Origin of the sequence: Mycobacterium paraffinicum (assembly GCF_025822865.1) — a bacterium.
Lineage (GTDB): Bacteria > Actinomycetota > Actinomycetes > Mycobacteriales > Mycobacteriaceae > Mycobacterium > Mycobacterium paraffinicum.
In genome coordinates this window covers 93,124-116,572 of sequence record NZ_JACKUR010000039.1, presented here as the reverse complement: position 1 = coordinate 116,572, position 23,449 = coordinate 93,124, and the positions used below count along the sequence as shown (strand labels likewise).

The 23,449-nt window shown below is 68.9% G+C and carries 21 protein-coding genes; 12 read left to right on the top strand and 9 right to left on the bottom strand.

Annotation, left to right across the window (positions count from 1 at the left end; translation table 11 throughout):
• Position 1: 1 nt before the first annotated feature.
• From sufC to H7J89_RS24265, 4 genes are read right to left on the bottom strand one after another with little or no spacing between them, the layout of a single operon-like run.
• On the bottom strand, positions 2 to 784 hold the full coding sequence (sufC, locus tag H7J89_RS24280) for a Fe-S cluster assembly ATPase SufC (RefSeq protein ID WP_264047453.1): 783 nt from the start codon (positions 782 to 784) through the stop codon (positions 2 to 4).
• A complete protein-coding gene (gene sufD, locus H7J89_RS24275) occupies positions 781 to 1,935 on the bottom strand; it encodes a Fe-S cluster assembly protein SufD (protein ID WP_264047451.1) in 1,155 nt (384 codons plus the stop codon). The genes sufC and sufD overlap by 4 nt, the downstream gene beginning before the upstream one ends.
• Entirely contained in the window at positions 1,932 to 3,380 is a 1,449-nt protein-coding gene (gene sufB / locus H7J89_RS24270) for a Fe-S cluster assembly protein SufB (RefSeq protein ID WP_264047449.1), read from the bottom strand. Before sufB ends, sufD begins: the two co-directional genes overlap by 4 nt.
• On the bottom strand, positions 3,377 to 4,165 hold the full coding sequence (locus tag H7J89_RS24265; protein WP_264047447.1) for a helix-turn-helix transcriptional regulator: 789 nt from the start codon (positions 4,163 to 4,165) through the stop codon (positions 3,377 to 3,379). Before H7J89_RS24265 ends, sufB begins: the two co-directional genes overlap by 4 nt.
• A gap of 126 nt (positions 4,166 to 4,291) precedes the next feature.
• Here H7J89_RS24265 and H7J89_RS24260 point away from each other — a divergent pair, with 126 nt between their 5' ends.
• Positions 4,292 to 4,582, top strand: coding sequence for a hypothetical protein (locus tag H7J89_RS24260; RefSeq protein ID WP_264047445.1), 291 nt, complete (start codon positions 4,292 to 4,294; stop codon positions 4,580 to 4,582).
• Between the two features lie 43 nt (positions 4,583 to 4,625).
• On the opposite strand, the gene H7J89_RS24255 is transcribed toward H7J89_RS24260, so the two are convergent.
• Positions 4,626 to 5,456 (bottom strand): HugZ family pyridoxamine 5'-phosphate oxidase, encoded by an 831-nt coding sequence (locus H7J89_RS24255; RefSeq protein ID WP_264047443.1) that lies wholly within the window; start codon positions 5,454 to 5,456, stop codon positions 4,626 to 4,628.
• A 160-nt stretch (positions 5,457 to 5,616) separates the two neighbouring features.
• On the opposite strand from H7J89_RS24255, the gene mptB reads away from it, so the two are divergent.
• From mptB to H7J89_RS24235, 4 genes are all read left to right on the top strand, one after another.
• Positions 5,617 to 7,338 carry a polyprenol phosphomannose-dependent alpha 1,6 mannosyltransferase MptB gene (mptB, locus tag H7J89_RS24250; RefSeq protein ID WP_264047441.1) on the top strand — a complete coding sequence of 574 codons (1,722 nt, stop codon included), beginning with the start codon at positions 5,617 to 5,619 and terminating at the stop codon, positions 7,336 to 7,338.
• A complete protein-coding gene (locus tag H7J89_RS24245; RefSeq protein WP_264047439.1) occupies positions 7,335 to 8,270 on the top strand; it encodes an ABC transporter ATP-binding protein in 936 nt (311 codons plus the stop codon). The genes mptB and H7J89_RS24245 overlap by 4 nt, the downstream gene beginning before the upstream one ends.
• Entirely contained in the window at positions 8,267 to 9,046 is a 780-nt protein-coding gene (locus tag H7J89_RS24240) for an ABC transporter permease (protein WP_372513835.1), read from the top strand. Before H7J89_RS24245 ends, H7J89_RS24240 begins: the two co-directional genes overlap by 4 nt.
• 140 nt (positions 9,047 to 9,186) lie before the next feature.
• On the top strand, positions 9,187 to 10,122 hold the full coding sequence (locus H7J89_RS24235) for a COX15/CtaA family protein (RefSeq protein ID WP_264047560.1): 936 nt from the start codon (positions 9,187 to 9,189) through the stop codon (positions 10,120 to 10,122).
• On the opposite strand, the gene H7J89_RS24230 is transcribed toward H7J89_RS24235, so the two are convergent.
• On the bottom strand, positions 10,072 to 10,734 hold the full coding sequence (locus H7J89_RS24230; RefSeq protein ID WP_264047435.1) for a DcsG N-terminal domain-containing protein: 663 nt from the start codon (positions 10,732 to 10,734) through the stop codon (positions 10,072 to 10,074). The two genes, H7J89_RS24235 and H7J89_RS24230, sit on opposite strands and share 51 nt — an antisense overlap.
• Positions 10,735 to 10,753: 19 nt before the next feature.
• On the opposite strand from H7J89_RS24230, the gene H7J89_RS24225 reads away from it, so the two are divergent.
• Positions 10,754 to 11,728: a quinone oxidoreductase family protein gene (locus H7J89_RS24225; RefSeq protein WP_264047433.1), complete on the top strand. Its 975-nt coding sequence runs from the start codon at positions 10,754 to 10,756 to the stop codon at positions 11,726 to 11,728.
• A 9-nt stretch (positions 11,729 to 11,737) separates the two neighbouring features.
• Here H7J89_RS24225 and H7J89_RS24220 read toward each other — a convergent pair whose 3' ends face one another.
• Positions 11,738 to 12,664: a heme o synthase gene (locus tag H7J89_RS24220; protein ID WP_264047431.1), complete on the bottom strand. Its 927-nt coding sequence runs from the start codon at positions 12,662 to 12,664 to the stop codon at positions 11,738 to 11,740.
• A gap of 256 nt (positions 12,665 to 12,920) precedes the next feature.
• Between H7J89_RS24220 and tkt the strand changes: the two genes are divergently transcribed.
• Genes tkt through H7J89_RS24190 form a run of 6 tightly spaced genes read left to right on the top strand, consistent with a single transcriptional unit; the run spans position 12,921 to position 19,763 of the window.
• Entirely contained in the window at positions 12,921 to 15,011 is a 2,091-nt protein-coding gene (tkt, locus tag H7J89_RS24215) for a transketolase (protein WP_264047429.1), read from the top strand.
• Between the two features lie 15 nt (positions 15,012 to 15,026).
• Positions 15,027 to 16,145, top strand: a complete 1,119-nt coding sequence (tal, locus tag H7J89_RS24210) for a transaldolase (RefSeq protein WP_264047427.1) — start codon at positions 15,027 to 15,029, stop codon at positions 16,143 to 16,145.
• Complete coding sequence (zwf, locus tag H7J89_RS24205) at positions 16,142 to 17,686, top strand: glucose-6-phosphate dehydrogenase (protein ID WP_264047425.1); 1,545 nt, start codon at positions 16,142 to 16,144, stop codon at positions 17,684 to 17,686. The genes tal and zwf overlap by 4 nt, the downstream gene beginning before the upstream one ends.
• On the top strand, positions 17,683 to 18,594 hold the full coding sequence (gene opcA / locus H7J89_RS24200) for a glucose-6-phosphate dehydrogenase assembly protein OpcA (protein WP_264047559.1): 912 nt from the start codon (positions 17,683 to 17,685) through the stop codon (positions 18,592 to 18,594). Before zwf ends, opcA begins: the two co-directional genes overlap by 4 nt.
• Complete coding sequence (pgl, locus tag H7J89_RS24195; protein ID WP_264047423.1) at positions 18,591 to 19,346, top strand: 6-phosphogluconolactonase; 756 nt, start codon at positions 18,591 to 18,593, stop codon at positions 19,344 to 19,346. The genes opcA and pgl overlap by 4 nt, the downstream gene beginning before the upstream one ends.
• A 27-nt stretch (positions 19,347 to 19,373) precedes the next feature.
• The gene (locus H7J89_RS24190) at positions 19,374 to 19,763 is read left to right on the top strand and encodes an ATPase (RefSeq protein ID WP_264047421.1); all 390 of its coding nucleotides are present in this window, start codon (positions 19,374 to 19,376) and stop codon (positions 19,761 to 19,763) included.
• 12 nt (positions 19,764 to 19,775) lie between these two features.
• Here H7J89_RS24190 and H7J89_RS24185 read toward each other — a convergent pair whose 3' ends face one another.
• Both H7J89_RS24185 and ppc read right to left on the bottom strand, forming a co-directional pair.
• Positions 19,776 to 20,588, bottom strand: coding sequence for a DUF1206 domain-containing protein (locus H7J89_RS24185; RefSeq protein WP_264047419.1), 813 nt, complete (start codon positions 20,586 to 20,588; stop codon positions 19,776 to 19,778).
• Positions 20,589 to 20,605: 17 nt separating this feature from the next.
• The gene (gene ppc, locus H7J89_RS24180) at positions 20,606 to 23,413 is read right to left on the bottom strand and encodes a phosphoenolpyruvate carboxylase (protein WP_264047417.1); all 2,808 of its coding nucleotides are present in this window, start codon (positions 23,411 to 23,413) and stop codon (positions 20,606 to 20,608) included.
• Between the last annotated feature and the right edge of the window lie 36 nt (positions 23,414 to 23,449).

Here is a 23,449-nt window from a genome sequence, read left to right as displayed (position 1 = left end):
CTTAAGCCCCTGCGGCCGCCGCTTCGGTGAAGCGCACGTAGCCGTTCTCCTCGAGCTCGTCGGCCAGCTCCGGGCCGCCCGATTCGACGATCCGTCCCCCGACGAACACGTGCACGAACTGCGGCCGGATGTAACGCAGGATCCGGGTGTAGTGGGTAATCAGCAGGATGCCGCCGTGCTCGGCCTCGGCGTAGCGATTGACGCCCTCACTGACCACGCGCAGCGCGTCCACGTCCAGACCGGAGTCGGTCTCGTCGAGGATGGCGATCTTGGGCTTGAGCAAGCCCAGCTGCAGGATCTCGTGGCGCTTCTTCTCGCCGCCGGAAAACCCTTCGTTGACACTGCGTTCGGCGAACGCCGGGTCGATGTCGAGGTCGCTCATGGCGGCCTTGACCTCCTTGACCCAGTGCCGCAGTTTCGGCGGCTCGCCGCGGACGGCGGTCGCGGCGCTGCGCAGGAAGTTCGACATCGAAACGCCCGGCACCTCGACGGGGTACTGCATGGCCAGGAACAATCCGGCGCGGGCGCGCTCGTCGACGCTCATGTCCAGGACGTTCTGGCCGTCCAGCGTGATCGACCCGGACGTCACCCGGTACTTCGGGTGACCCGCGATCGCGTAGGACAGCGTGGACTTGCCCGAGCCGTTGGGCCCCATCACCGCGTGCGTCTCACCTGAATTCACGGTCAGGTTGACGCCGTTGAGGATTCCGATCTCGCGGCTTCCCTCGGGCGCGTTCGGGTCTTCGACGCTGACGTGCAGGTCTTTGATTTCCAATGTCGTCATGACGCTGTTGTCTTCTCCGTGATTTCCAGTTCGTGTTCGATGGCGGCGGTCAGGCGCTCCCGGATGTCGGGCACGGCGATCTTCGAGATGATCTCGCCGAAGAAGCCGCGCACCACCAGCCGGCGCGCCTGGTCTTCGGGGATGCCGCGGGCACGCAGGTAGAACAGTTGCTCGTCGTCGAAACGCCCGGTGGCGCTGGCGTGTCCGGCGCCGACGATTTCGCCGGTCTCGATCTCCAGGTTGGGCACCGAGTCGGCCCGCGCCCCGTCGGTGAGCACCAGGCTGCGGTTCACCTCGAAGGTGTCGGTGTCGGTGGCCTCGGCGCGGATCAGTACGTCGCCCACCCAGACGGTGTGCGCGTCGGGCCGCTGCGATGCCGGATCCCCTTGCAGGGCACCCTTGTAGAGCACGTTGGACTTGCAGTTGGGCTGCGCGTGGTCGACCAGCAGGCGCGACTCCAGGTGCTGCCCGTCGTCGGCGAAGTACAACCCGAGCAGCTCCGCGTCCCCGCCCGGGGCGGCGTAGCGCACGTTGGCCGACATCCGCACCACTTCGCCACCCAGGGTGACGGCGACGTGCCGCAGCACCGCGTCCTTGCCCAGCCGGGCGTGCTGCGCGGAGAGGTGAACCATGTCGTCGGCCCAGTCCGCGATCCACACGACGGTGAGCCGGGCGGCATCGTCGACGATGAATTCGACGTTGTCGGCGTAGGTTCCGCTGCCCCGCTGGTCGATCACCACGACCGCCTCGCCGAGCTCGGCGACGCTGATCTGCAGGTGCCCGTACGCCACCGCACCGGCGCCGGGGCCCGTCACGGTGATGTTGACCGGCTCCGCGATCTGCGTGTCACGCCCTATGCTCACCAGCGTCGCGGAGTTGAACGACGAAAACGCCTGCGCCGCAACGCGGTCGGTGGGCGCGCCGCCGCGGCCGAGCCGTTCGTCGCCGCGGCGGACGGTCTCGACCTGCACGCCCGGCTGTTCGCTGACGCTGATCTGCGCCTTGCCGGTCGCTTGAGCCGAGCCGTCGTGCAAGCCGCGCAGCCGACGCAGCGGGGTGAACCGCCAGAGTTCGTCGCGCCCGCTGGGCACCTCGAACGCGTCCACGTCGAAGGACGCGAACAACTCGCCCTTGTTGATCGCAGCGGTCATCCGACCGCGCCCTCCATCTGCAACTCGATGAGCCGGTTGAGCTCGAGGGCGTACTCCATGGGCAGTTCCTTGGCGATCGGCTCGACGAAGCCGCGCACCACCATCGCCATCGCCTCGTCCTCGGTCAGTCCGCGGCTCATCAGGTAGAACAGCTGGTTGTCGCTGACCTTGGACACGGTGGCCTCGTGGCCCATCGTGACGTCGTCCTCGCGGATGTCGACGTAGGGGTAGGTGTCGCTGCGGCTGATCGTATCGACCAGCAGCGCATCGCATTTCACGCTGGAGCGCGACCCGTGCGCGCCCTTGTTCACCTGGACGAGGCCGCGGTAGGAGGTGCGGCCGCCGCCGCGGGCCACCGACTTGGAGACGATGTTGCTCGACGTGTTCGGCGCCAGGTGCAGCATCTTGGCGCCGGCGTCCTGGTGCTGGCCCTCTCCGGCGAAGGCGACCGACAAAACCTCGCCCTTGGCGTGCTCCCCGGTCATCCACACCGCCGGGTATTTCATGGTCACCTTGGACCCGATGTTGCCGTCGACCCACTCCATGGTGGCGCCGGCCTCCGCGCGGGCGCGCTTGGTGACCAGGTTGTAGACGTTGTTCGACCAGTTCTGGATGGTGGTGTAACGGCAACGGCCACCGGGCTTCACGATGATTTCCACCACCGCGGAGTGCAGCGAGTCCGACGTGTAGATGGGCGCGGTGCAGCCCTCCACGTAATGCACGTAAGCGTTTTCGTCGACGATGATGAGCGTCCGCTCGAACTGGCCCATGTTCTCGGTGTTGATCCGGAAGTAGGCCTGCAGCGGGATGTCGACGTGCACGCCGGGCGGGACGTAGATGAATGATCCGCCGCTCCACACCGCGGCGTTGAGCGCGGAGAACTTGTTGTCCCCCGCCGGGATCACGGTGCCGAAGTACTGCTGGAACAGCTCGGGGTGTTCCCGCAGCCCGGTGTCGGTGTCGAGGAAGATGACGCCCTGGGCCTCCAGGTCCTCGCGGATCTGGTGGTAGACCACCTCGGACTCGTACTGGGCGGCCACACCGGCGACCAGGCGCTGCTTCTCGGCCTCCGGGATGCCCAGCCGGTCGTAGGTGTTCCGGATGTCCTCGGGCAGGTCATCCCAAGAGGCGGCCTGCTTTTCGGTGGAGCGCACGAAGTACTTGATGTTGTCGAAGTCGATGCCCCCGAGGTTCGAACCCCACGTCGGCATCGGCTTGCGCTCGAAGATGCGCAACGCCTTCAGCCGCGTCTGCAGCATCCATTCGGGCTCGTTCTTCTTCGACGAGATGTCGCGGACCACCGCCTCGGACAGCCCGCGCTGGGCGCTGGCCCCCGCGACGTCGGTGTCCGCCCAGCCGTAGCCGTAGCGGCCCAGCGAGGCGATCGCCTGCTCCTGGGTCAACGGCTCAGCAGTGACCTTTTGGGCCTCTGGCGTGAGGGTCATAACGACGCTCCTTCGATGCTCGTGGTGTCGCGACGCGGGCTGGGCGCCGGGGTCAGTGGTACGTGGGTGGTGCAGGCGCAGTCCCCGTTGACGATGGTCGCCAACCGCTGCACGTGGGTCCCGAGCACCTCGGCCATGGCCTGCTGCTCGGCCTCGCACAGCTCCGGGAATTCCTCGGCAACGTGGGACACCGGGCAGTGGTGCTGGCAGATCTGCACGCCGTGGATCGGGCCGCCGACCCGCGTCGTGGTGGCGACGTAGCCGGCCTTGGTCAGCGCGCCGGCCACCCGCTCGGCGGCCGCCTCGACTTCGGCGTCGTCGTCACTGCCCGCCGCGGGGACACCGGCCAGGATCGCGTCGATGCGGCGCCGGGCGAACGTGCGGACGGCGTCCTCCCCGCCGATCTCGCGCAGCTGCCGCATAGCGGCCGACGCGAGATCGTCGTAGGCGTGTTCGAGCTTGGCGCGGCCCGCCGCGGTGAGCCGGAAACGCTTGGCGGGGCGCCCGCGACCCGCCTGCTGCCAGGACGCGGCGGGCACCGCCTCGGCGTCGCCCGCCTCGATCAGGGCGTCGAGATGGCGTCGGACGCCGGCGGCCGTCAGCCCGAGCCGGTCGCCGATCTCGCCGGCGGTGATCGATCCGGACTCCACCAGCAGGCGCACGATGGCGCGCCGGGTGTGGCCGTCCCGCACCGCGGCGGCCGCTGCGCCCACGGCAGCGTCGTCGAGGTCGGTTCGGATTTTCACAACACCAGTGTGACGCAATTCCGGGGATCGGTCTACCAAGGGTGCCCTGAGCGGGCGTTGCGCTGGTCACACCCCGCCCATTTGGGACCTTCGCCCATAGTGGCCGGCCCGCCGCGCCGAATAGCGTCGGCGGTGGTATTGAAAACTCCAAAAGAAAGAATTGACATGTCTCAGACGACTGAATCGAAGTCCGTCGCATCGTATTCGACCGACCTGCTCGACGAGGTACGCGAATCGGCCAAAGCCGGCCAGCACGCCGCGGCGGAGGCGCTTCGGGCGTTCCACAAGACCCTCGACGAGGCGATCCCGGAGGCCGTGCAACCGCTGCGCACCAAGATTGTCGACGCCGCTATCGAACTGGCCGACAAGCTCGTCGCCGCCCAGTATCAGTTCAACCGCAGGCTGGTCTCGACCGCGGACCGGGCGCTGAGCAAGGCTGACGGCGAACGGAAGTAGCCGGGGCCGGGGGCTTTCACCGGCCCGTCATCAGCGATGCGCATCAACCGCCTTCGTGCGGGCCGTGTTCGTCGATAGCCGGGTCCGCGGCACGGGCTAATGCCGCTGTGGCCGAACGCAATTCGTTGGCGGATTCCAGCCTTGCGGGAAACCCGACCCGGGCGTAGGCCACGCCGCGGGGGGTGTGCACCCGCAGGTCCAGGCCGTAGCGGTCGACGCCGGTACACAGCGCGGTGTCGGTGTCGGGGTAGCCGCCGAAGATGCGGGCCATGGCCGCCAGGGAGTCGGCGTGGTCGGCGTTGAGATGCGCGAGGGCTCGGGCGGCCGCGGGCGCAACCGGATCCGGGGAGGCGGCGGCGTACTGATCGCCGGTGGCCGAGTCCATTCGACCGTATCCACCTACCCAGCGCACCCGCTGAACCCGTAGCACCCACAGGCTGAAGTCGCTGAAGTCCAGGTAGTGCCGCGCCGCGGGGACCGCCTCGAGGTATGCCGCCCGGGCGTCGCCGCGCTCGGAGCCGGTGGGCTTCGCGACCATCCCGGCCAGGGTGATTCGGCTGCCCGCCAGCGGGTCGATGTCGCCGCTCGCCGCCACGATCGACAGGCTGGCCCTTGGGTCTCGCGCGAGGTTGTGGCCGTGCTCGGCCAGGCTCGAGACGCACAGCACGGGCATCCCGTCCAGCAGTCCATAGGCCACCAACGACGCCCACGGGTCGCCGTCAGCGGTCAACGTGGCCAGCGTGCCGACGTTGGTGGCGGCGGCGATGCTGCGGGCCTGCTCCGCCGCGGACAGGCGGGCGTCGTTGGTCGGCGAGCGCAGGGGTGGCGGCACGGAGGGTGCATCCCCGGGGTCGCCATGGTCGCGAATCGCCACGAAGGCGAGGCTAGCGCGAAGGGCCTTGTCAACCGATGCAGTGCCGCGCCGCCGCGCCGATCTCCGTGACTCGGCTCAGCCGATCGGCCGCCGCGCAACGATTACCGCGTCCCGGTGGCGAGCCAACGGGCGCGGAGCCCCCGCCAGCTACGCTGCTCTGATGGCAGCCCGCCACCACGTGCTGAGCTCGTCGATCGCCAGCTTGCATGGCGACGAGCAGGCGGTGGGCACGCCGCTGAACGCTACCGAGCTCACCGCGCTGCAGCGCACCCGCCTGTTCGGGGCCACCGGCACCGTCCTGATGGCGATCGGCGCGCTGGGCGCCGGGGCGCGGCCCGTCGTGCAGGACCCCACCTTCGGGGTGCGGCTGCTCAACCTGCCGTCGCGGATCCAGACGGTGTCGTTGACGATGACGACGACGGGCGCGGTCATGATGGCGCTGGCCTGGCTGATGCTCGGCCGGTTCGCGTTGGGCAGCAGGCGCATGTCGCGTGGCGACCTGGACCGCACCCTGCTGCTGTGGACGCTGCCGCTGCTGATCGCGCCGCCCATGTACAGCAAGGACGTCTACTCCTATCTGGCCCAGAGCCAAATCTCCCTGGAAGGACTCGATCCCTACCGGGTGGGGCCGGCGTCCGGACTCGGCCTGTCCCACGTCTTCACGCTGTCGGTGCCCACGCTGTGGCGGGAGACGCCGGCGCCCTACGGCCCGCTCTTCCTGTGGATCGGGCGCGGCATCTCGGCGGTCACCGGGGAGAACATCGTCGCCGCCGTGCTGTGTCACCGGCTGGTGGAGCTGATCGGCGTGGGGTTGATCGTGTGGGCGACCCCGCGGCTGGCCCGGCGCTGCGGCGTCGCCGAGGTCAGCGCGCTGTGGCTGGGCGCGGCCAATCCGCTGCTGATCATGCATCTGGTCGCCGGCGTGCACAACGAGGCGCTGATGCTCGGGCTGATGCTGGCTGGGGCCGAGTTCGCGCTGCGGGGCCTGGACTCAACGCGCTCTCCGCGACTGTTGCCGGCCTCCTGGCGGCCCGGCCCCGATTGGGAACCGCTGGGCATGCTGGTGGCCGGCGCCGTCCTGATCACGCTGTCGTCGCAGGTGAAACTGCCGTCGCTGCTGGCGCTCGGGTTCGTCACGATGGCGCTGGCCTACCGCTGCGGGGGCAACCTGCGGGCGCTGCTGCTGGCCGGCGGCGCGATGACCACGCTGTCGCTGGCCGTGATGGCGGCGGTCGGCTGGGCCAGCGGCCTCGGGTTCGGCTGGATCTACACGCTCGGCACCGCCAACGTCGTCCGCAGCTGGATGTCGCCACCCACCCTGCTCGCCCTGGGCACCGGGCAGGTGGGGATCCTGCTGGGATTCGGCGATCACACCACCGCGGTGCTGGGGCTCACCCGCGCCATCGGCGTGCTGATCATCACGGTGATGGTGGGCTGGTTGCTGGTGGCCGTCTTCCGCGGCCGGTTGCACCCGATCGGCGGCCTGGGCGTCGCGCTGGGCGTCACCGTGCTGCTGTTTCCCGTCGTCCAGCCCTGGTACCTGCTGTGGGCGATCATTCCGCTGGCCGCCTGGGCGACCCGCAGCGGATTCCGGGCGGCGGTCATCGTCATCACCCTCGTCGTCGGCATCTTCGGCCCGACGGCCAACGGGGACCGCTTCGCGCTGTTCCAGATCGTGGACGCCACCTTGGCCAGCACCATCATCGTCGCGGGGCTCATCGCGCTGACGTACACCCGCTTGCCGTGGCGGCGGCTCCCACCCGAGGGCGCCGAAGCGGCGGAGGCGGCCGCCGAAACCGCGCCCGCGCCCGAGAACGCTCAGGCCCCCCTGGCCACCCCTCGTTCCCAGGCGGTGCCCGACGCCTACGCTGATTCCACGTGAGCTCGGACGTTCCTGAAACAGTCGTGCGACTGAGCGGGGTGAGCAAGCACTACGGATCCACCACGGCCGTCGCCGATCTCGACCTCGAGGTGCACGCCGCCGAAGTGCTCGCCCTGCTTGGCCCCAACGGCGCCGGCAAGACCACGACGGTCGAAATGTGCGAGGGCTTCGTGCGCCCGGATGCCGGCACCATCGAGGTGCTCGGGCTGGACCCGATCGCCGACAACGCCCGCCTGCGCACCCGCATCGGGGTGATGTTGCAGGGCGGTGGCGGCTATCCCAGCGCCCGCGCGGGCGAGATGCTCAACCTGGTCGCCTCCTACGCCGCCGACCCGCTGGACCCGGCGTGGCTGCTGGACACCCTGGGCCTCACCGATGCCGCCCGCACCACCTACCGACGGCTCTCCGGCGGGCAGCAGCAGCGGCTCGCGCTCGCGTGCGCGCTGGTCGGCCGCCCCGAACTGGTCTTCCTCGACGAACCCACCGCGGGCATGGATGCGCACGCCCGGCTCCTGGTGTGGGAACTGATCGACGCGCTGCGTCGCGACGGTGTGACGGTGCTGTTGACCACCCACCAGCTCAAGGAGGCCGAGGAGCTCGCCGATCGGCTGGTCATCATCGACCACGGGAAGACGGTGGCCGCCGGAACACCGGCGGAGCTGATGCGTACCGGCGCCAAGGACGAGCTGCGGTTCACCGCGCCGCCGCGGCTCGACCTGTCGCTGCTGACCGCCGCCCTGCCGGAGGACTACCGCGCCAGCGAGGTGACGCCGGGCGAGTATCTGGTCGAGGGCCCGGTCGACCCGCAGGTGCTGGCCACCGTGACGGCGTGGTGCGCGCGGATCGACGTGCTCGCCACCGACATGCGCGTCGAGCAGCGCAGCCTCGAGGACGTGTTCCTCGACCTCACCGGCAGGAAGTTGCGGCAGTGACCAACTCGAACGTCTTTCCCGCGGGCACCTTCACCCCCGACCCCCGGCCCAACGCCGTGCCCCGGATGCTGGCCGCGCAGTTCGGCCTCGAGCTCAAGCTGCTGCTGCGCAACGGCGAGCAGCTCCTGCTGACCATGTTCATCCCGATCACGCTTTTGATCGGCCTCACGTTGCTGCCGTTCGGCTCCTTCGGGCACAACCGCGCCGCGACCTTCGTGCCGGCCATCATGGCCCTCGCGGTCATCTCGACCGCCTTCACCGGGCAGGCCATCGCGATCGCCTTCGACCGCCGCTACGGCGCGCTCAAGCGGTTGGGCGCGACCCCGCTGCCGGTCTGGGGCATCATCGCCGGCAAGTCGCTGGCCGTGGTCACCGTGGTGTTCCTGCAGGCAATCCTGTTGGGCGCCATCGGGTTTGTGCTGGGCTGGCGGCCCGCCCTGGCCGCGTTGGCACTGGGTGCGGCGGTCATCGCCCTGGGCACCGCCGGCTTCACCGCCCTCGGGCTGTTGCTCGGGGGGACGCTGCGGGCCGAGATCGTGCTTGCGGTCGCCAACCTGCTGTGGTTCGTCTTCGCCGGGCTCGGCGCGCTGACGGTGGAATCCGGGATGATCCCGACGGGCGTCAAGTGGGCGGCCCGGCTCACCCCGTCGGGCGCGCTGACCGAGGCCCTGTCGCGGGCGATGGTCCTGTCGGTGGACTGGTTCGGCGTCGTCGTCCTGGCGGTGTGGGGGGCGCTGGCGGCGCTGGCCGCGCTGCGCTGGTTCCGGTTCACCTAGACGGGGCGTCGAGATTGCCGCCATGGTCGTGGTCGGCACGCCAGAACAGCCGTCACGGCAATCTCGATCGCGCGAGGGCTTACTACAGGACGTAGTTTTCGTTGGCCTACCATCGGGCCATGCCCGTGGGACGAACGCTGATGCGGTTGGTGGACCTCCTCCCCAACCCGAGCGTGCGTGTCCAGCGCCTCATCGCCGCGGCCGTCATCCTCACCCAGGGGGGCATCGCCGTCACCGGAGCGATCGTCCGGGTCACCGCGTCGGGGCTGGGTTGTCCCACCTGGCCGCAGTGCTTTCCGGGCAGCTTCGTCCCGGTCGCGCACGCCGAGGTGCCGCGCGTCCACCAGGCGGTCGAGTTCGGCAATCGCATGATCACCTTCGCGGTGGTCGTCGCGGCGGCGCTGGCCGTGCTGGCCGTGACCCGGGCCCGCCGACGCCGGGAAGTCCTCGTGTACGCGTGGCTGATGCCGGTGTCGACGGTGGTGCAGGCGGTCATCGGCGGCGTCACCGTGCGCACCGGGCTGCTGTGGTGGACGGTGGCCATCCACCTGCTCACCTCGATGACCATGGTGTGGCTGTCGGTGTTGCTCTACGTCAAGATCGGCGAGCCCGACGACGGAGTGGTGCACCGGCGCGTGGCCCGGCCGTTGCGCGCCCTGACGGCGCTGATCGGCCTGGACCTAGCCGTGGTGCTGGTCACCGGCACGCTGGTGACGGCCGCCGGCCCGCACGCGGGTGACCGCAGCCCCACCCGCACGGTGCCGCGGCTCGAGGTCGCCGTCGACACCCTGGTCCACGCCCACTCCTCGCTGCTGGTCGCCTACCTCGCCCTGCTGGTCGGGCTGGGCTTCGGCCTGCTGGCGGTCCGCGCTGCGCGGCCCATCCTGCGGCGCCTGATCGTGCTGCTCGCCCTGGTGTGCGCGCAGGCCGCGGTCGGGACCGCCCAGTACTTCACCGGGGTGCCCGCCGCGCTGGTCGCCCTGCACGTGGCCGGGGCCGCGGCGTGCACCGCGGCGACCGCGGCGCTATGGGCGTCGATGCGAGAACGGGCCGAGCCCGAGCCGCTCGCAGCCTGATTCCACGGCCAGCGCGAACTCGCGCTGGGCGCGCTCGCGGGTGGCGGCGTCCAAGTGCCGCCAACCCAGCGAGGGCGCGACGAGGTCGAGCCGCACCAGCCGGTCCCCGCTCACGTCGGCCCGCGCATACAGCAACTCGCGCGCGGCGATGCCCACGCGGTCGGCGGCCGCCGCGAGCGCGGCGTAGCCGAGGTCCCACGCTTCGAACTCCGGCTCGTCCGGCCAGGCGTGCGATTGCTTGCCGCCGAGAAAGATCAACGCCGACCGCGCCGTCGCGCCCGCGAGCGTCGGCACCCCGTCGTTCTCCAGATCGCGCAGATACCGCGCATCGAGGTTCCAAGCGACCGCGCCGGGCGGGTTGAGCAGGTGGCGCACCCGCCGCGTCCAGGCCAAGAATTCGTCGCGTCGGTCCGGATCGTCCGCGGTCGCACGCAGGATGACCAGGTCAGCGCGCGCGGTCTCCGGGTCGTCCCAGGACCGCCAGCGGGCGTGTAGTCCGCGAGTTCGCAACGCGGGCACCAGCCCGGTGTCGTCAGGGTCGCCGCCCATGCGCCCGGAAGGACCCGCCAGCACGATGCGGGGATGGAAGATGTCCGGACGGGCGAGTTTCATGCCCGGGCATGATAAGCACATGCACGCAATCGAAGTCAGCGAAACCGGCGGCCCCGAGGTGCTGCGCTACATCGACGCGCCCCAACCCACGCCGGGATCCGGCGAGGTGTTGATCAAGGCCGAGGCGATCGGCGTCAACTACATCGACACCTACTTCCGCTCGGGCCAGTACCCGCGCGAGCTGCCATTCATCCTCGGTTCCGAACTGTGCGGCACCGTCGCCGCGGCGGGTGACGGCGTCGACGGTTTCCGTGTCGGCGACCGGGTGGTCAGCGCGTCGGCGTCGGGCGGCTACGCCGAGTACGCCACCGCCCCAGCGACTTTGACGGCACACGTGCCGGACGGCGTGAGTTCCGACGTGGCGGCGTCCGTGCTGCTGAAAGGCCTGACCGCGCACTACCTGCTCAAGTCGGTGTACCCGGTGCAGGCCGGCGACACCATCCTGGTACACGCCGGCGCGGGCGGGGTCGGGCTGATCCTGACGCAGTGGGCTCATCTGCTCGGCGCCCGGGTCATCACCACTGTCTCCACGCCGGAGAAGGCCCGGCTGTCCAGGCAGGCCGGCGCCGACGAGGTGCTGTCCTACCCCGACGACGCGGACGAGTTCGGCCGGCAGATTCGCGGGCTCACCGACGGCGCCGGCGTCGAGGCCGTGTACGACGGCGTGGGCGCCACGACGTTCGACGCCAGCCTGGCCAGCCTGGCCGTGCGGGGGACCCTGGCGCTGTTCGGTGCGGCCAGCGGACCCGTTCCGCTGTTCGACCCGCAGCGCCTCAACGCCGCCGGCTCGGTGTTCCTGACCCGGCCGTCGCTGGCGCACTTCATCCGCACCGGCCAGGAATTCAGCTGGCGGGCCGAGGAACTGTTCGACGCGATCGCCGGCGGGGCCATCACCGTCGAAGTCGGTGGGCGCTATCCGCTCCCGGAAGCCACACGCGCGCATCAGGACCTGCAGGGCCGCAAGACCGCCGGTTCCATCGTGCTGCTGCCCTGAGGCGCGGCGTCAGAACAAATGCGGCAGTGCGATCACCGAGTCGACCGCCAATGCGCAGAACACCACCGCGAGGTAGTTGTTCGATTGCAGGAACAACCGCAGCGGCTTGACGGGCTCGCCGGCGCGAACCCCCGCGTACAGCTGGTGGGCCATCGCCAGGAACCACACCCCGGCGACCACGGCGACCGCCGCGTAGAGCCAGCCGGTGGCCAACGCCAGCGCCAGCGTCGCCGCCACCGTCAGCCAGGTGTAGATCAGGATCTGCTTGGTGACCTGACGCTCGGTCGCCACGGCGGGCAGCATCGGGACGCCGGCCGCTTTGTAGTCGTCCTTGTAACGCATCGCCAGCGCCCAGGTGTGCGGCGGCGTCCAGAAGAAGATGATCGCGAACATCACCAGCGCCGGCCAGCCGATGGTGCCGGTGACGGCCGACCAGCCGATCATCACCGGCATGCAGCCGGCGGCGCCGCCCCACACGACGTTCTGCGACGTGCGCCGCTTGAGCAGCAGCGTGTAAACCAGCACGTAGAAGGCGATGGTGGCGCCGGCCAGATGTGCCGACAGCATGTTCGTCGTCCACCACAGCCAGAAGAACGACCCCACCGACAGCGCCAACCCGAACACCAGCGCGTGGCTGCGCGGGACCGCGGCCCTGGCCAGCGGCCGGCGCGCCGTGCGCTTCATCACCTTGTCGATGTCGGCGTCGGCCACGCAGTTGAGCGTGTTGGCTCCCCCGGCGGCCAGCATTCCACCGACCAACGTGTTGAGGATCAGCAGCGGGTCCACGGTGCCCCGGTGGGCGAGCAGCATGGCCGGAATGGTGGTGACGAGCAGTAGCTCGACGACCCGCGGCTTGGTCAGTGCCAGATACGCAAGCACCGTGCCAAGCGCTCGGCTCGGTACTCGGCTTGGGGCGACGCGCCCGCGAACGCTCACGCAATAACTCCTTGGGGTCGCAGCAGCGCGCAGCATCTACTACACACGATGGTAGACCGCGGGCCGCTAACAACCTGCCCGCAGGGTCCGTTCACCCAGACTTCTCCCAGATTTCCGAACTGAATGTTACGGGTCGACGGCCACCGCGTAATTTTCACACCAGCCGGCTGCGGGTACCCAAAACCTGCACTGCAAGAGCCGGCCCTCCCGCACTAGGGTGGGATTGATCAGCTTGATGACCCCAAGGACTGAGTCTGTGACCACACTCGAAGAGATCTCGACGCTGACCCAACCGCACCTCCCCGACGACTGGTCCGAGCTCGACTCGGCCGCCGTCGACACCATTCGGGTGCTGGCCGCCGACGCGGTCCAAAAGGTCGGCAACGGACATCCCGGAACGGCCATGAGCCTGGCTCCCCTGGCCTACACCCTGTTCCAGCGCACGATGAAACACGATCCCAGCGACACCTACTGGCTGGGTCGGGACCGGTTCGTGTTGTCCTGCGGGCACAGCAGCCTGACGCTGTACATCCAGCTCTACCTGGGTGGGTTCGGCCTGGAGCTGTCTGACATCGAGTCGTTGCGCACCTGGGGATCCAAGACGCCCGGGCACCCGGAGTTCCGGCACACCAAGGGCGTTGAGATCACCACCGGTCCGCTCGGCCAGGGCCTGGCCTCGGCGGTGGGCATGGCGATGGCGTCGCGCTACGAGCGCGGGCTGTTCGACCCCGACGCCGCCCCGGGCACCAGCCCGTTCGATCACTTCATCTACGTGATCGCCTCCGACGGCGACATCGAGGAAGGCGTCACCTCCGAAGCCTCGTCGCTGGCCGCGGTGCAGCAGCTGGGCAACCTCATCGTGTTCTACGACCACAACGAGATCTCGATCGAGGACGACACCGACATCGCGCTGTGCGAGGACACGGCCGCGCGCTACCGCGCCTACGGCTGGCACGTGCAAGAGATCGAGGGCGGCGAGAACGTCGTCGCGATCGAGGAGGCCATCGCCAACGCCAAGGCGACCACCGACCGGCCGTCGTTCATCTCGCTGCGCACCATCATCGGCTTCCCGGCACCGAAGTTGATGAACACCGGCAAGGCGCACGGTGCGGCGCTGGGCGACGAGGAAGTCGCAGCCGTCAAGGAGATCCTGGGCTTCGATCCCGAGAAGAAATTCGAGGTGCGCGACGAGGTCATCGCCCACACCCGCAGGCTGGTGGACCGGGGCAAGGAAGCACACGAGAAGTGGCAGGCGGACTTCGACGCCTGGGCGGAGCGCGAACCCGAGCGCAAGGCACTGCTGGACCGGCTGACCGCCGAGCAATTGCCCGACGGCTGGGACGCCGACATCCCGCGCTGGGAACCCGGCGACAAGGCGCTGGCGACCCGCGCGGCGTCCGGCAAGGTGCTCAATGCGGTGGGTCCGAAGCTTCCCGAATTGTGGGGCGGCTCGGCCGACCTGGCGGGCAGCAACAACACCACCATGGACAACGTCAAATCCTTTGGTCCGCCGTCGATTTCGACCAAGGACTACACGGCGGACTGGTACGGGCGCACGCTGCACTTCGGTGTGCGCGAGCATGCGATGGGCGCCATCCTGTCCGGCATCGTGCTGCACGGGCCGACGAGGGCCTACGGGGGCACCTTCCTGCAGTTCTCGGACTACATGCGCCCGGCGGTGCGGCTGGCCGCGCTGATGGACATCGACACCGTCTACGTGTGGACGCACGACTCGATCGGGCTCGGCGAGGACGGCCCGACCCACCAGCCGATCGAGCACCTCGCGGCGCTGCGCGCCATCCCCAAGCTGTCGGTGGTGCGTCCGGCCGACGCCAACGAGACGGCATACGCCTGGCGCACAATCCTGGCCCGCGGCAACGGCAGCGGTCCGGTCGGGCTGATCCTGACCCGCCAGGGCGTGCCGATACTGGAAGGCACCAACGTCGAGGGCGTGGCCAAGGGCGGGTACGTCCTCGGCGATCCCGGCGGCGACGAGCCGGACGTCGTCTTGATCGCGACCGGCTCGGAGGTTCAGCTCGCGGTCGAGGCCCAGAAGCTGTTGGCGGACAAGGACATTGTCGCGCAGGTGGTGTCCATGCCGTGCGTGGAATGGTTCGAATCTCAGCCCGAGGACTACCGCGACAGCGTGCTGCCCCCGTCGGTGTCGGCCCGGGTGGCCGTCGAGGCGGGCGTCGCGCAGTCCTGGCACAAGCTCGTCGGCGACACGGGCAAGATCGTGTCGATCGAGCACTACGGCGAATCCGCCGACTACGAGACTTTGTTCCGTGAATTCGGTTTCACCGCAGAAGCCGTCGCGGCCGCCGCGGAACAGGTAGTGGATAACTGAGAAAGGGTGATTCACATGACTCAGAACCCAAACCTTGCGGCGCTGTCCGCCGCGGGCGTATCCGTTTGGCTGGATGACCTGTCGCGCCAGCGGCTGCAGTCGGGCAATCTGCAGGAGCTTATCGACACCAAAAGCGTTGTCGGAGTGACCACGAACCCGTCGATCTTCCAGAAGGCGTTCGCCGAGGGCGACACTTACGACGATCAGATCGGCGAGCTCGCCGAGCGTGGCGCCGACGTCGACGCCACTGTCCGCACCGTCACCACCGACGACGTGCGCAGCGCGTGCGACGTGCTGCGGCCGCAGTGGGAAGCCTCCGACGGCGTCGACGGCCGGGTATCCATCGAGGTCGACCCGCGCCTGGCGGCCGAGACCGACAAGACCATCGCGCAGGCCGTCGAGCTGTGGAAGATCGTCGACCGGCCAAACGCTTACATCAAGATCCCGGCGACCAAGGCCGGCATTCCGGCCATCACCGCCGTACTGGCGGAAGGCATTTCGGTCAACGTCACGCTCATCTTCTCGGTCGAGCGGCACCGTCAGGTGATGGACGCCTACCTGGCCGGTCTGGAGAAGGCCCGCGAGGCGGGACACGACGTGTCCAAGATCCACTCCGTGGCATCGTTTTTCGTGTCGCGGGTGGACACGGAGGTCGACAAGCGGCTGGAGAAGATCGGTTCCGAGGAGGCGCTCGCGTTGCGCGGCCAGGCCGGGGTCGCCAACGCCCGGCTGGCCTACGCCGCCTACCAGGAGGTGTTCGAGGGCGGCGATCGCTACGAGGCGCTCAAGGGCGACGGCGCCCGCGTGCAGCGCCCGCTGTGGGCATCCACCGGGGTCAAGAACCCCGACTACTCCGACACCCTTTACGTCACCGAGCTGGTCGCGCCGAACACGGTGAACACCATGCCGGAGAAGACAATTGACGCCGTGGCCGACCACGGCGAGATAAAGGGTGACACCGTCACCGGCACCGCTTCCGCCGCCCAGGAGGTGTTCGACAAGCTGGCCGGGGTCGGGATCGACTTGACCGACGTGTTCGTGGTGCTGGAAAACGAGGGTGTGGAGAAGTTCGTGGACTCGTGGACCGAGCTGCTGGAGGAGACGCAGAAGCAGCTGGATTCCGCCTCGAAATGAGCCCGGCTCGCACCGCTGCACAATGGCATAACCCGTTACGGGACAAGCGCGACAAGCGGCTGCCGAGGATCGCCGGCCCCTGCGGCATGGTGATCTTCGGCGTCACCGGCGACCTCGCCCGCAAGAAGGTGATGCCGGCCATCTACGACCTGGCCAACCGCGGGCTGCTGCCGCCGAGCTTCTCCCTGGTGGGCTTCGCCCGCCGGGACTGGGAGACCCAGGATTTCCGCAAGGTGGTCTACCAGGCCGTCAAGGATCACTGCCGGACGCCCTTCCGAGAGGAGAACTGGGAGCGGCTGGCCGAGGGATTTCGTTTTGTGCCAGGTTCTTTCGATGACGACGCGTCGTTCGGCCGACTGGCCGAGACCCTGGACAAGCTCGACGCCGAGCGCGGCACCGGCGGCAACCACGCCTTCTACCTCGCCATCCCGCCGAAGTCCTTCCCGGTGGTGTGCGAACAGCTGCACAAGTCCGGATTGGCCCGCCCACAGGGTGATCGCTGGAGCCGGGTGGTCATCGAGAAGCCGTTCGGGCACGACCTGGAGAGCGCGCAGGCCCTCAACCATGCGGTCAACGCCGTCTTCCCCGAGGAGGCGGTGTTCCGCATCGACCACTATCTGGGCAAGGAGACGGTCCGCAACATCTTGGCGTTGCGGTTCGCCAATCAGTTGTTCGACCCGATCTGGAACGCGCACTACGTCGATCACGTGCAGATCACCATGGCCGAAGACATCGGATTAGGTGGGCGCGCAGGCTATTACGACGGTATCGGTGCTGCCCGCGATGTCATCCAGAACCATCTGATGCAGCTGCTGGCGCTCACCGCGATGGAAGAGCCGGTCAGCTTCAATCCCGCGGCATTGCAGACCGAGAAGATCAAGGTGCTCTCGGCGACCCAGCTGGCCGAGCCGCTCGACGAGACCACCAGCCGCGGCCAGTACACCGCCGGCTGGCAGGGCGGCGAGAAGGTCGTCGGGCTGCTCGACGAGGAAGGGTTCGCCCAGGACTCCACCACCGAGACGTTCGCCGCCATCACACTGGAGGTCGACACCCGCCGCTGGGCCGGTGTGCCGTTCTATCTGCGGACCGGAAAACGCCTGGGCCGCAGGGTGACCGAGATCGCGCTCGTCTTCAAACGCGCGCCGCATCTGCCGTTCGACGCCACCATGACCGACGAGCTGGGCGCCAACGCCATGGTCATCCGGGTGCAGCCCGACGAGGGCATCACGCTGCGGTTCGGCTCCAAAGTGCCGGGAACCGCGATGGAGGTCCGCGATGTCAACATGGACTTCTCCTACGGCTCGGCGTTCGCCGAGGAGTCGCCGGAAGCCTACGAACAGCTGATCCTCGACGTGCTGCTGGGCGAGCCGTCCCTGTTTCCAGTCAACGAAGAGGTCGAATTGGCTTGGCAGATATTGGATCCCGTCCTGGATAACTGGGCGGCCAACGGCAAACCGGAGCCGTACGAGGCGGGCACCTGGGGTCCGGAGTCGGCGTTCGAGATGCTGCGCCGGACCGGCCGGGAATGGCGGCGGCCGTGATCATCGACATGCCGGACACCACCACCACCGCGGTCAACAAGAAGCTCGAGGAACTGCGGGAGAAGGTCGGCGCCGTGACGATGGGCCGGGTGCTGACGCTTCTGATCGCGCCCGACAGCGACGCCATCCTCGAAGAGTCGCTCGAGGCGGCCAACAACGCCAGCCACGAGCACCCCAGCCGGGTCATCGTCACGATGCGGGGTGACCCGTACGCCGACGAGCCACGCCTGGACGCGCAGCTGCGTGCGGGCGGAGACACCGGGGCCACCGAGGTGGTGATCCTGAATCTGTCCGGGGCGCTCGCCGGGCACGCCGCCAGCGTGGTCACCCCGTTCCTGCTCCCCGACATCCCCGTGGTCGCGTGGTGGCCCGACGTCGCGCCGGCCGTTCCGGCGCAGGATCCGTTGGGCAAGTTGGCGATCAGACGCATCACCGACGCCACCAACGGGACCGATCCGCTGTCGGCCATCAAGAGTCGACTGCCCGGGTACACGGCCGGCGACACCGATCTGGCCTGGGCCCGCATCACCTACTGGCGGGCACTGTTGACCTCCGCGGTCGACCTGGCGCCCCACGAACCGATCGAGTCGGCCCTGGTGTCCGGTTTGAAAACCGAGCCGGCGCTTGACATCCTCGCGGGCTGGCTGGCCAGTTGCATCGATGGCCCGGTGCGCCGCGCGGTCGGCGAACTCAAAGTGGAACTCGTACGCAAGAGCGAGACGATCGTCCTGAGCCGGCCCCAGGAGGGCAGGACGGCGACACTGAGTCGCACCGCCAAGCCGGAGGCTCTGCTTCCCTTGGCCCGCAGGGAAACCGGCGAGTGCCTCGCCGAAGACCTGCGGCGGCTCGACCCCGATGAGATTTACCAGTTAGCGCTAGAGGGCATTGAGAAAGTGCAGTACGTGTGAGCACCGTCATCGAAGTTTTCCCGGAAGGTCAGGCGCTGGTCGAGGCCGCGGCCAACCGATTGGCCGATAACATCCGCAAGGCCGTGGCGGCCCGGGACCGAGCGCTCGTCGTCCTGACCGGCGGTGGGAACGGCATCGGGTTGCTCAAGTCCCTCGCGGGGCACGAGATCGCCTGGCCCAAGGTGCACCTGTTCTGGGGCGACGAGCGCTACGTCCCCGAGAACGACGACGAGCGCAACGACAAGCAGGCGCGGGAGGCGTTGCTGGACCGGATCGACATTCCGTCCAGCCATGTGCACACGATGCCGGCCAGCGACGGCGAATTCGGCACCGACCTCGCCGCCGCCGCGCTGGCCTACGAACAGCTGCTGGCGGCCAACGCCGAACCCGGCCGGCCCATTCCGAATTTCGACGTGCACCTGTTGGGCATGGGGCCGGAGGGCCATATCAACTCGCTGTTCCCCGACACCCCCGCCGTGCTGGAAACGAGCCACATGGTGGTCCCGGTGGAGGACTCCCCCAAGCCGCCTCCCCAACGAATCACCCTGACGCTGCCCGCGATCCAGCGTTCGCGCGAGGTCTGGCTGATGGTGTCCGGGGCGTCCAAGGCCGACGCGGTGGCCGCGGCCATCGGCGGCGCCCCGCCGGTATCGGTGCCGGCCGCCGGGGCGATCGGGCAGGAGACCACGCTGTGGCTGCTCGACGAGGAGGCCGCAGCCAAACTGCCCGCTCGTCCGGGTCAGCCAAGCTAGCCCCCGCCCGGTTTGATCCGGGTGATAATGACGGTCATGGCAGACAGAACCGTGCGCGGTGGGCAAGAGCGAAGCCGGATTAAGACCCTCACCCAGGCTGCGTTGAACGCCGACAAGACGGTGGAGCAGGTCGAAGACGTCCTCGACGGCCTGAGTACGACCATGAAAGAGCTCAACACCTCCCTTTCCAACCTCAACGCCACGGTCGAGCGCATGGAAAGCGGCCTGGACCACCTGGACGGCACCCTGTCACGGCTGGACGATCTGGCCAGGCGACTAATCGTTTTGGTCGAGCCCGTGGAGGCGATCGTCGGGCGGATCGACGGCATGGTGAAAGTGGGCGAGACGGTGATGACGCCGCTCGCGATGACGGAGCATGCCGTGCGCGGGGCTCTGGACCGACTGCGGAACCGCTGAGACCTCGCAGGCCTACATCTTCGTCGACCGGGCCATCACGAAGCTGTACAGCCCGTAGGTGATGAGTCCGAGGCCGGCGGCGATCAACAGCGCCGCCCCATAGTGCTGAGCGCCGAGTGCCTTCAGGGCCCCGTCGAGCCCCGTGGCCTTCTTCGGTTCCGAGCGACACGCGGCGATGATCACCAGCGCGCCCGTCAGGGTGATCACGGCGCCCTTGCCGATGTACCCGGCCACGCCGAGCCGGCGCACCCAGTCACCCGACTTGCCCCGCAGGTCGTCGACGAAGTTGCGGCTGGCGCCCTTGTAGATGTGGTAACACCCGACCACGACGATGACCAGCCCGCCCGCGACCAGCGCGATGGTGCCGCCGGTCGTTTCCATGAGGCGCGCGCTGATGCTCGAATTCTGTTGATCCGCCGCCCTTCCGGCGCCCCGGGCGAACCCGAATGCGGAGTAGGCAAAAGCGAGGTAGACCGCCGCCAGCCCAAGGGCCTTCGCCCGCGAGGACGCATCCGACGACGGGCCCTCCGACTTCCGGTCGCACGATCGGCCGAGGGCGGTTTCGACGAGCCGCCACAGGCCCATCGCCAGCAGGGCGGCCGTGGCGATCCAGAGTGCGAGCGGGCCACCCGGCTTGGCCGCCAGCGTCGCCAGGGCGCCGGTTTGGTCAGCGGTTCCGCCGTCGCCAAGCGCAACCCGGATCGCGAGATAGCCGACGATCAGGTGCAGCACCCCGTTGACGACGAACCCGACGCGCGCCAGTCGTTCGAAGACGGTGTTCTGGGCCAGCTCAGCCGCGGTGACCGGCGACGCGATGTCAGACATGGCTTAACGAATGCCCATCACCCGCTGTTACGTAACGCGCTGGCCAATCCGTTCATCGTCAGCAGGATGCCGCGCTGCACCAGTTCGTCGTCATCACCGGAGCGGTAGCGGCGCAGCAACTCCACCTGCAGGTGGTTCAGCGGCTCCAGGTAGGGGAAGCGGTTGAACACCGAGCGGGCCAGCGCGGGGTTGTCGGCGAGCAGGTCGTCGTGACCGGTGATCAGCTTGTGCATCGCGATGGTCCGCCGGTGCTCGTCCACGATCTTGTCGAACACCCGGTCCCGCAGTTCCTCGTCCTCGACCAGCTCCGAGTAGTGCGCCGCCAGGCCGAGGTCGCTCTTGGCGAGCACCTGGGCCATGTTGGAGAGCGCGCCGCGGAAGAACGGCCACCGCTCGTACAGCTCGTGCAGGATCGCCACCCGCTCGGTCTCGCTTTCGGGCCCGGCCGCGATCCACTGCTCGAACGCCGACCCGGTGCCGTACCAGCCCGGAAGCATCACCCGGGACTGGCTCCACGCCAGCACCCAGGGGATGGCGCGCAGGTCCGATATCGACGACGTGGGTTTGCGTGATGTCGGGCGGCTGCCGATGTTCAGCGAACCGATCTCGCTGACCGGCGTCGAGGCCATGAAGTAGTCGACGAAACCCGGTGTTTCATGCACCAATTCGGCATAGGCGCGGTGCGCAAGGGTGGCCACTTCGTCGAGCACCGCGTAGGCCGGCTCCGCGGCATCGCCCAGGCCCTCGACGTCGAGCAGCGTCGACTCCAGCGTCGCCGCCACCAAGCTCTCCAGGTTGCGCCGAGCCGCCTGCGGTTCGGCGTACTTGGCGGCGATCACCTCGCCTTGCTCGGTGAGCCGCAGCGAGCCGTTCACCGCGCCCGGGGGTTGCGCCAGGATGGCCTGATAGCTCGGCCCACCCCCGCGGCCGACGGTACCGCCGCGACCGTGGAAGAGCCGCAAGCGAATTCCGGCGTTGCGGGCCACCTCGACCAGCGCCAGCTCGGCTCGGTAGACCGCCCAGCTGGAGGCGAGGTAACCGCCGTCCTTATTCGAGTCGGAGTAGCCGAGCATCACCTCCTGACGCCCACCCTGCGCGTCGACGACCGCCCGGTACAGCGGAAGCTCCAGCATCGCGTCCAGAATGGCCGCGCCGTTGTGCAGATCGTCGATCGTCTCGAACAGCGGAGAGATGGCAACCGGGCAATACGGTTCCGGCCTCGAGGCATCCAGCAGCCCGCCCTCTTTCAGCAGGATCGCCACCTCCAAGACGTCGGAGACCGAGCGGCACATGGAGATGACGTAGGTGGGTACCGCGGCCGGGCCGTAGCGCCCGACGGCATACGCCGCCGCGCCGATGACGTCGAGTTCCTTGCGGGCCAGGTCGGACAGGCCCCCGCGGTCGCCGACCAGCGGGCGGCGGGTGCCCAGCTCGCCGGCGAGCAGCTCGACCCGCTCGTCCTCGGGCAGCGAAGCGTAGTCCGGGTGCACCCCGGCCCACGCCAACAGCTCCCCCACCACCTCTTCGTGGACGTCGGAGTTTTGCCGCATGTCCAGCCCGGACAAGTGAAACCCGAAGACGCTCACGCCTTCTCGTAGCAGGGCGAGGCGGTCGTCGGCCAGCAGCGCACCGCCGTGTGCACGCAGCGACTCGTCGATGGTGTCCAAGTCCGCCTGCAGCTCGGCCGGGGCGGAATACGGTGTCAGGCTGAGGTCCAGCTCGTGCTGCGGTCGGCTGTCCAGGATCTCGGCGCCCGTCGCGGTGAGCCGGGCGCGGATCACCCGCACCGCCCGCCGGTACGGCTCGTCGGCGCGGGCCTTCTCCCCGCAGCCCTCCGCCAGTTCCGCCAGCCCCGGGGTGACGGGGACGAGTCGCGCCGACATCGACAGATCCTGCTCGAGGGCGGTGAGCTCGGCCAGGTAATGCGACAGCGCGGTGAACGCCGCGCTGCCGGTGGCCTGGCGTACCACGTCGCCTGTCACGTTCGGATTGCCGTCGCGGTCGCCGCCGATCCAGGAGCCGGGCCGCAGGATCGGCGCGGCGAGCAGGTCGGTGTCGGGCCACCGCGCCCGCAACGCGTCCCGGACCTCGGCGTTGACCTGCGGAATGACCTGGAAGAAGGCCGCGGCGTAATAGCGCAGCCCGACCTCGATCTCGTCGGTGATCTGCAAGCGGGACAACCGGATCAGCGCGGTCTGCCACAGCGTGAGGACCTGGCGGCGCAACTCGCGCTCGATGTTGCGTCCGTCATCGGTTTCGGTGTGCCCCTCGGCGTGCAACCGCATCAGCTGGGTGATCCGGTGCTGGGTGACGAAGACGGTGCGCCGCCGGGTCTCGGTGGGGTGGGCGGTGATCACCGGGGAGATCAGGGCGCCTCGTAGCGCGTCGGTCACCGTAGCCGAATCAAGTTCGGCCCCATCGAGTTTCGCGTAGGTCGCGGCTAGGCTGCTATCCTGCGGCGGCTCGCCGGCGGACACGTGGATGGCGCGGCGACGCTCCCGGTGGATGTCCTCGGCCACGTTGGCCAGCAGCGCGAAGTGGCTGAACGCCCGGATGACCGGGATCGCCCGGTGAATGTCGATGCCGTCGAACATGCGCGCCAGGTCGACCCGCTCGATCTCGGAGCGGCGCACCCGAAACGACTCCACCCGGGCGCGCTCCACGAGGTCGAAAACCTCATCCCCGCTCTGCTCGCGCACGGTGTCGCCGAGGATGGCGCCCAGCAGCCGGATGTCGGCGCGCATCGGCTCTGTCGCCTCGCGACCGACGAGCGTGCGTTGCACGGCGCCGATGGGTTCGAGCGCGATGTCGGAAACGTCAACCATGCGTCCCAGTATCGGTGCGGATCACGCGCTCCGCCC

Coding starts and splice junctions, on each gene's coding strand:
- sufC (WP_264047453.1), bottom strand. CDS start 784: ATGACGACATTGGAAATCAAAGACCTGCACGTCAGCGTCGAAGACCCG.
- sufD (WP_264047451.1), bottom strand. CDS start 1,935: ATGACCGCTGCGATCAACAAGGGCGAGTTGTTCGCGTCCTTCGACGTG.
- sufB (WP_264047449.1), bottom strand. CDS start 3,380: ATGACCCTCACGCCAGAGGCCCAAAAGGTCACTGCTGAGCCGTTGACC.
- H7J89_RS24260 (WP_264047445.1), top strand. CDS start 4,292: ATGTCTCAGACGACTGAATCGAAGTCCGTCGCATCGTATTCGACCGAC.
- mptB (WP_264047441.1), top strand. CDS start 5,617: ATGGCAGCCCGCCACCACGTGCTGAGCTCGTCGATCGCCAGCTTGCAT.
- H7J89_RS24235 (WP_264047560.1), top strand. CDS start 9,187: ATGCGGTTGGTGGACCTCCTCCCCAACCCGAGCGTGCGTGTCCAGCGC.
- H7J89_RS24230 (WP_264047435.1), bottom strand. CDS start 10,734: ATGAAACTCGCCCGTCCGGACATCTTCCATCCCCGCATCGTGCTGGCG.
- H7J89_RS24225 (WP_264047433.1), top strand. CDS start 10,754: ATGCACGCAATCGAAGTCAGCGAAACCGGCGGCCCCGAGGTGCTGCGC.
- tal (WP_264047427.1), top strand. CDS start 15,027: ATGACTCAGAACCCAAACCTTGCGGCGCTGTCCGCCGCGGGCGTATCC.
- zwf (WP_264047425.1), top strand. CDS start 16,142: ATGAGCCCGGCTCGCACCGCTGCACAATGGCATAACCCGTTACGGGAC.
- H7J89_RS24190 (WP_264047421.1), top strand. CDS start 19,374: ATGACGGTCATGGCAGACAGAACCGTGCGCGGTGGGCAAGAGCGAAGC.
- H7J89_RS24185 (WP_264047419.1), bottom strand. CDS start 20,588: ATGTCTGACATCGCGTCGCCGGTCACCGCGGCTGAGCTGGCCCAGAAC.
- ppc (WP_264047417.1), bottom strand. CDS start 23,413: ATGGTTGACGTTTCCGACATCGCGCTCGAACCCATCGGCGCCGTGCAA.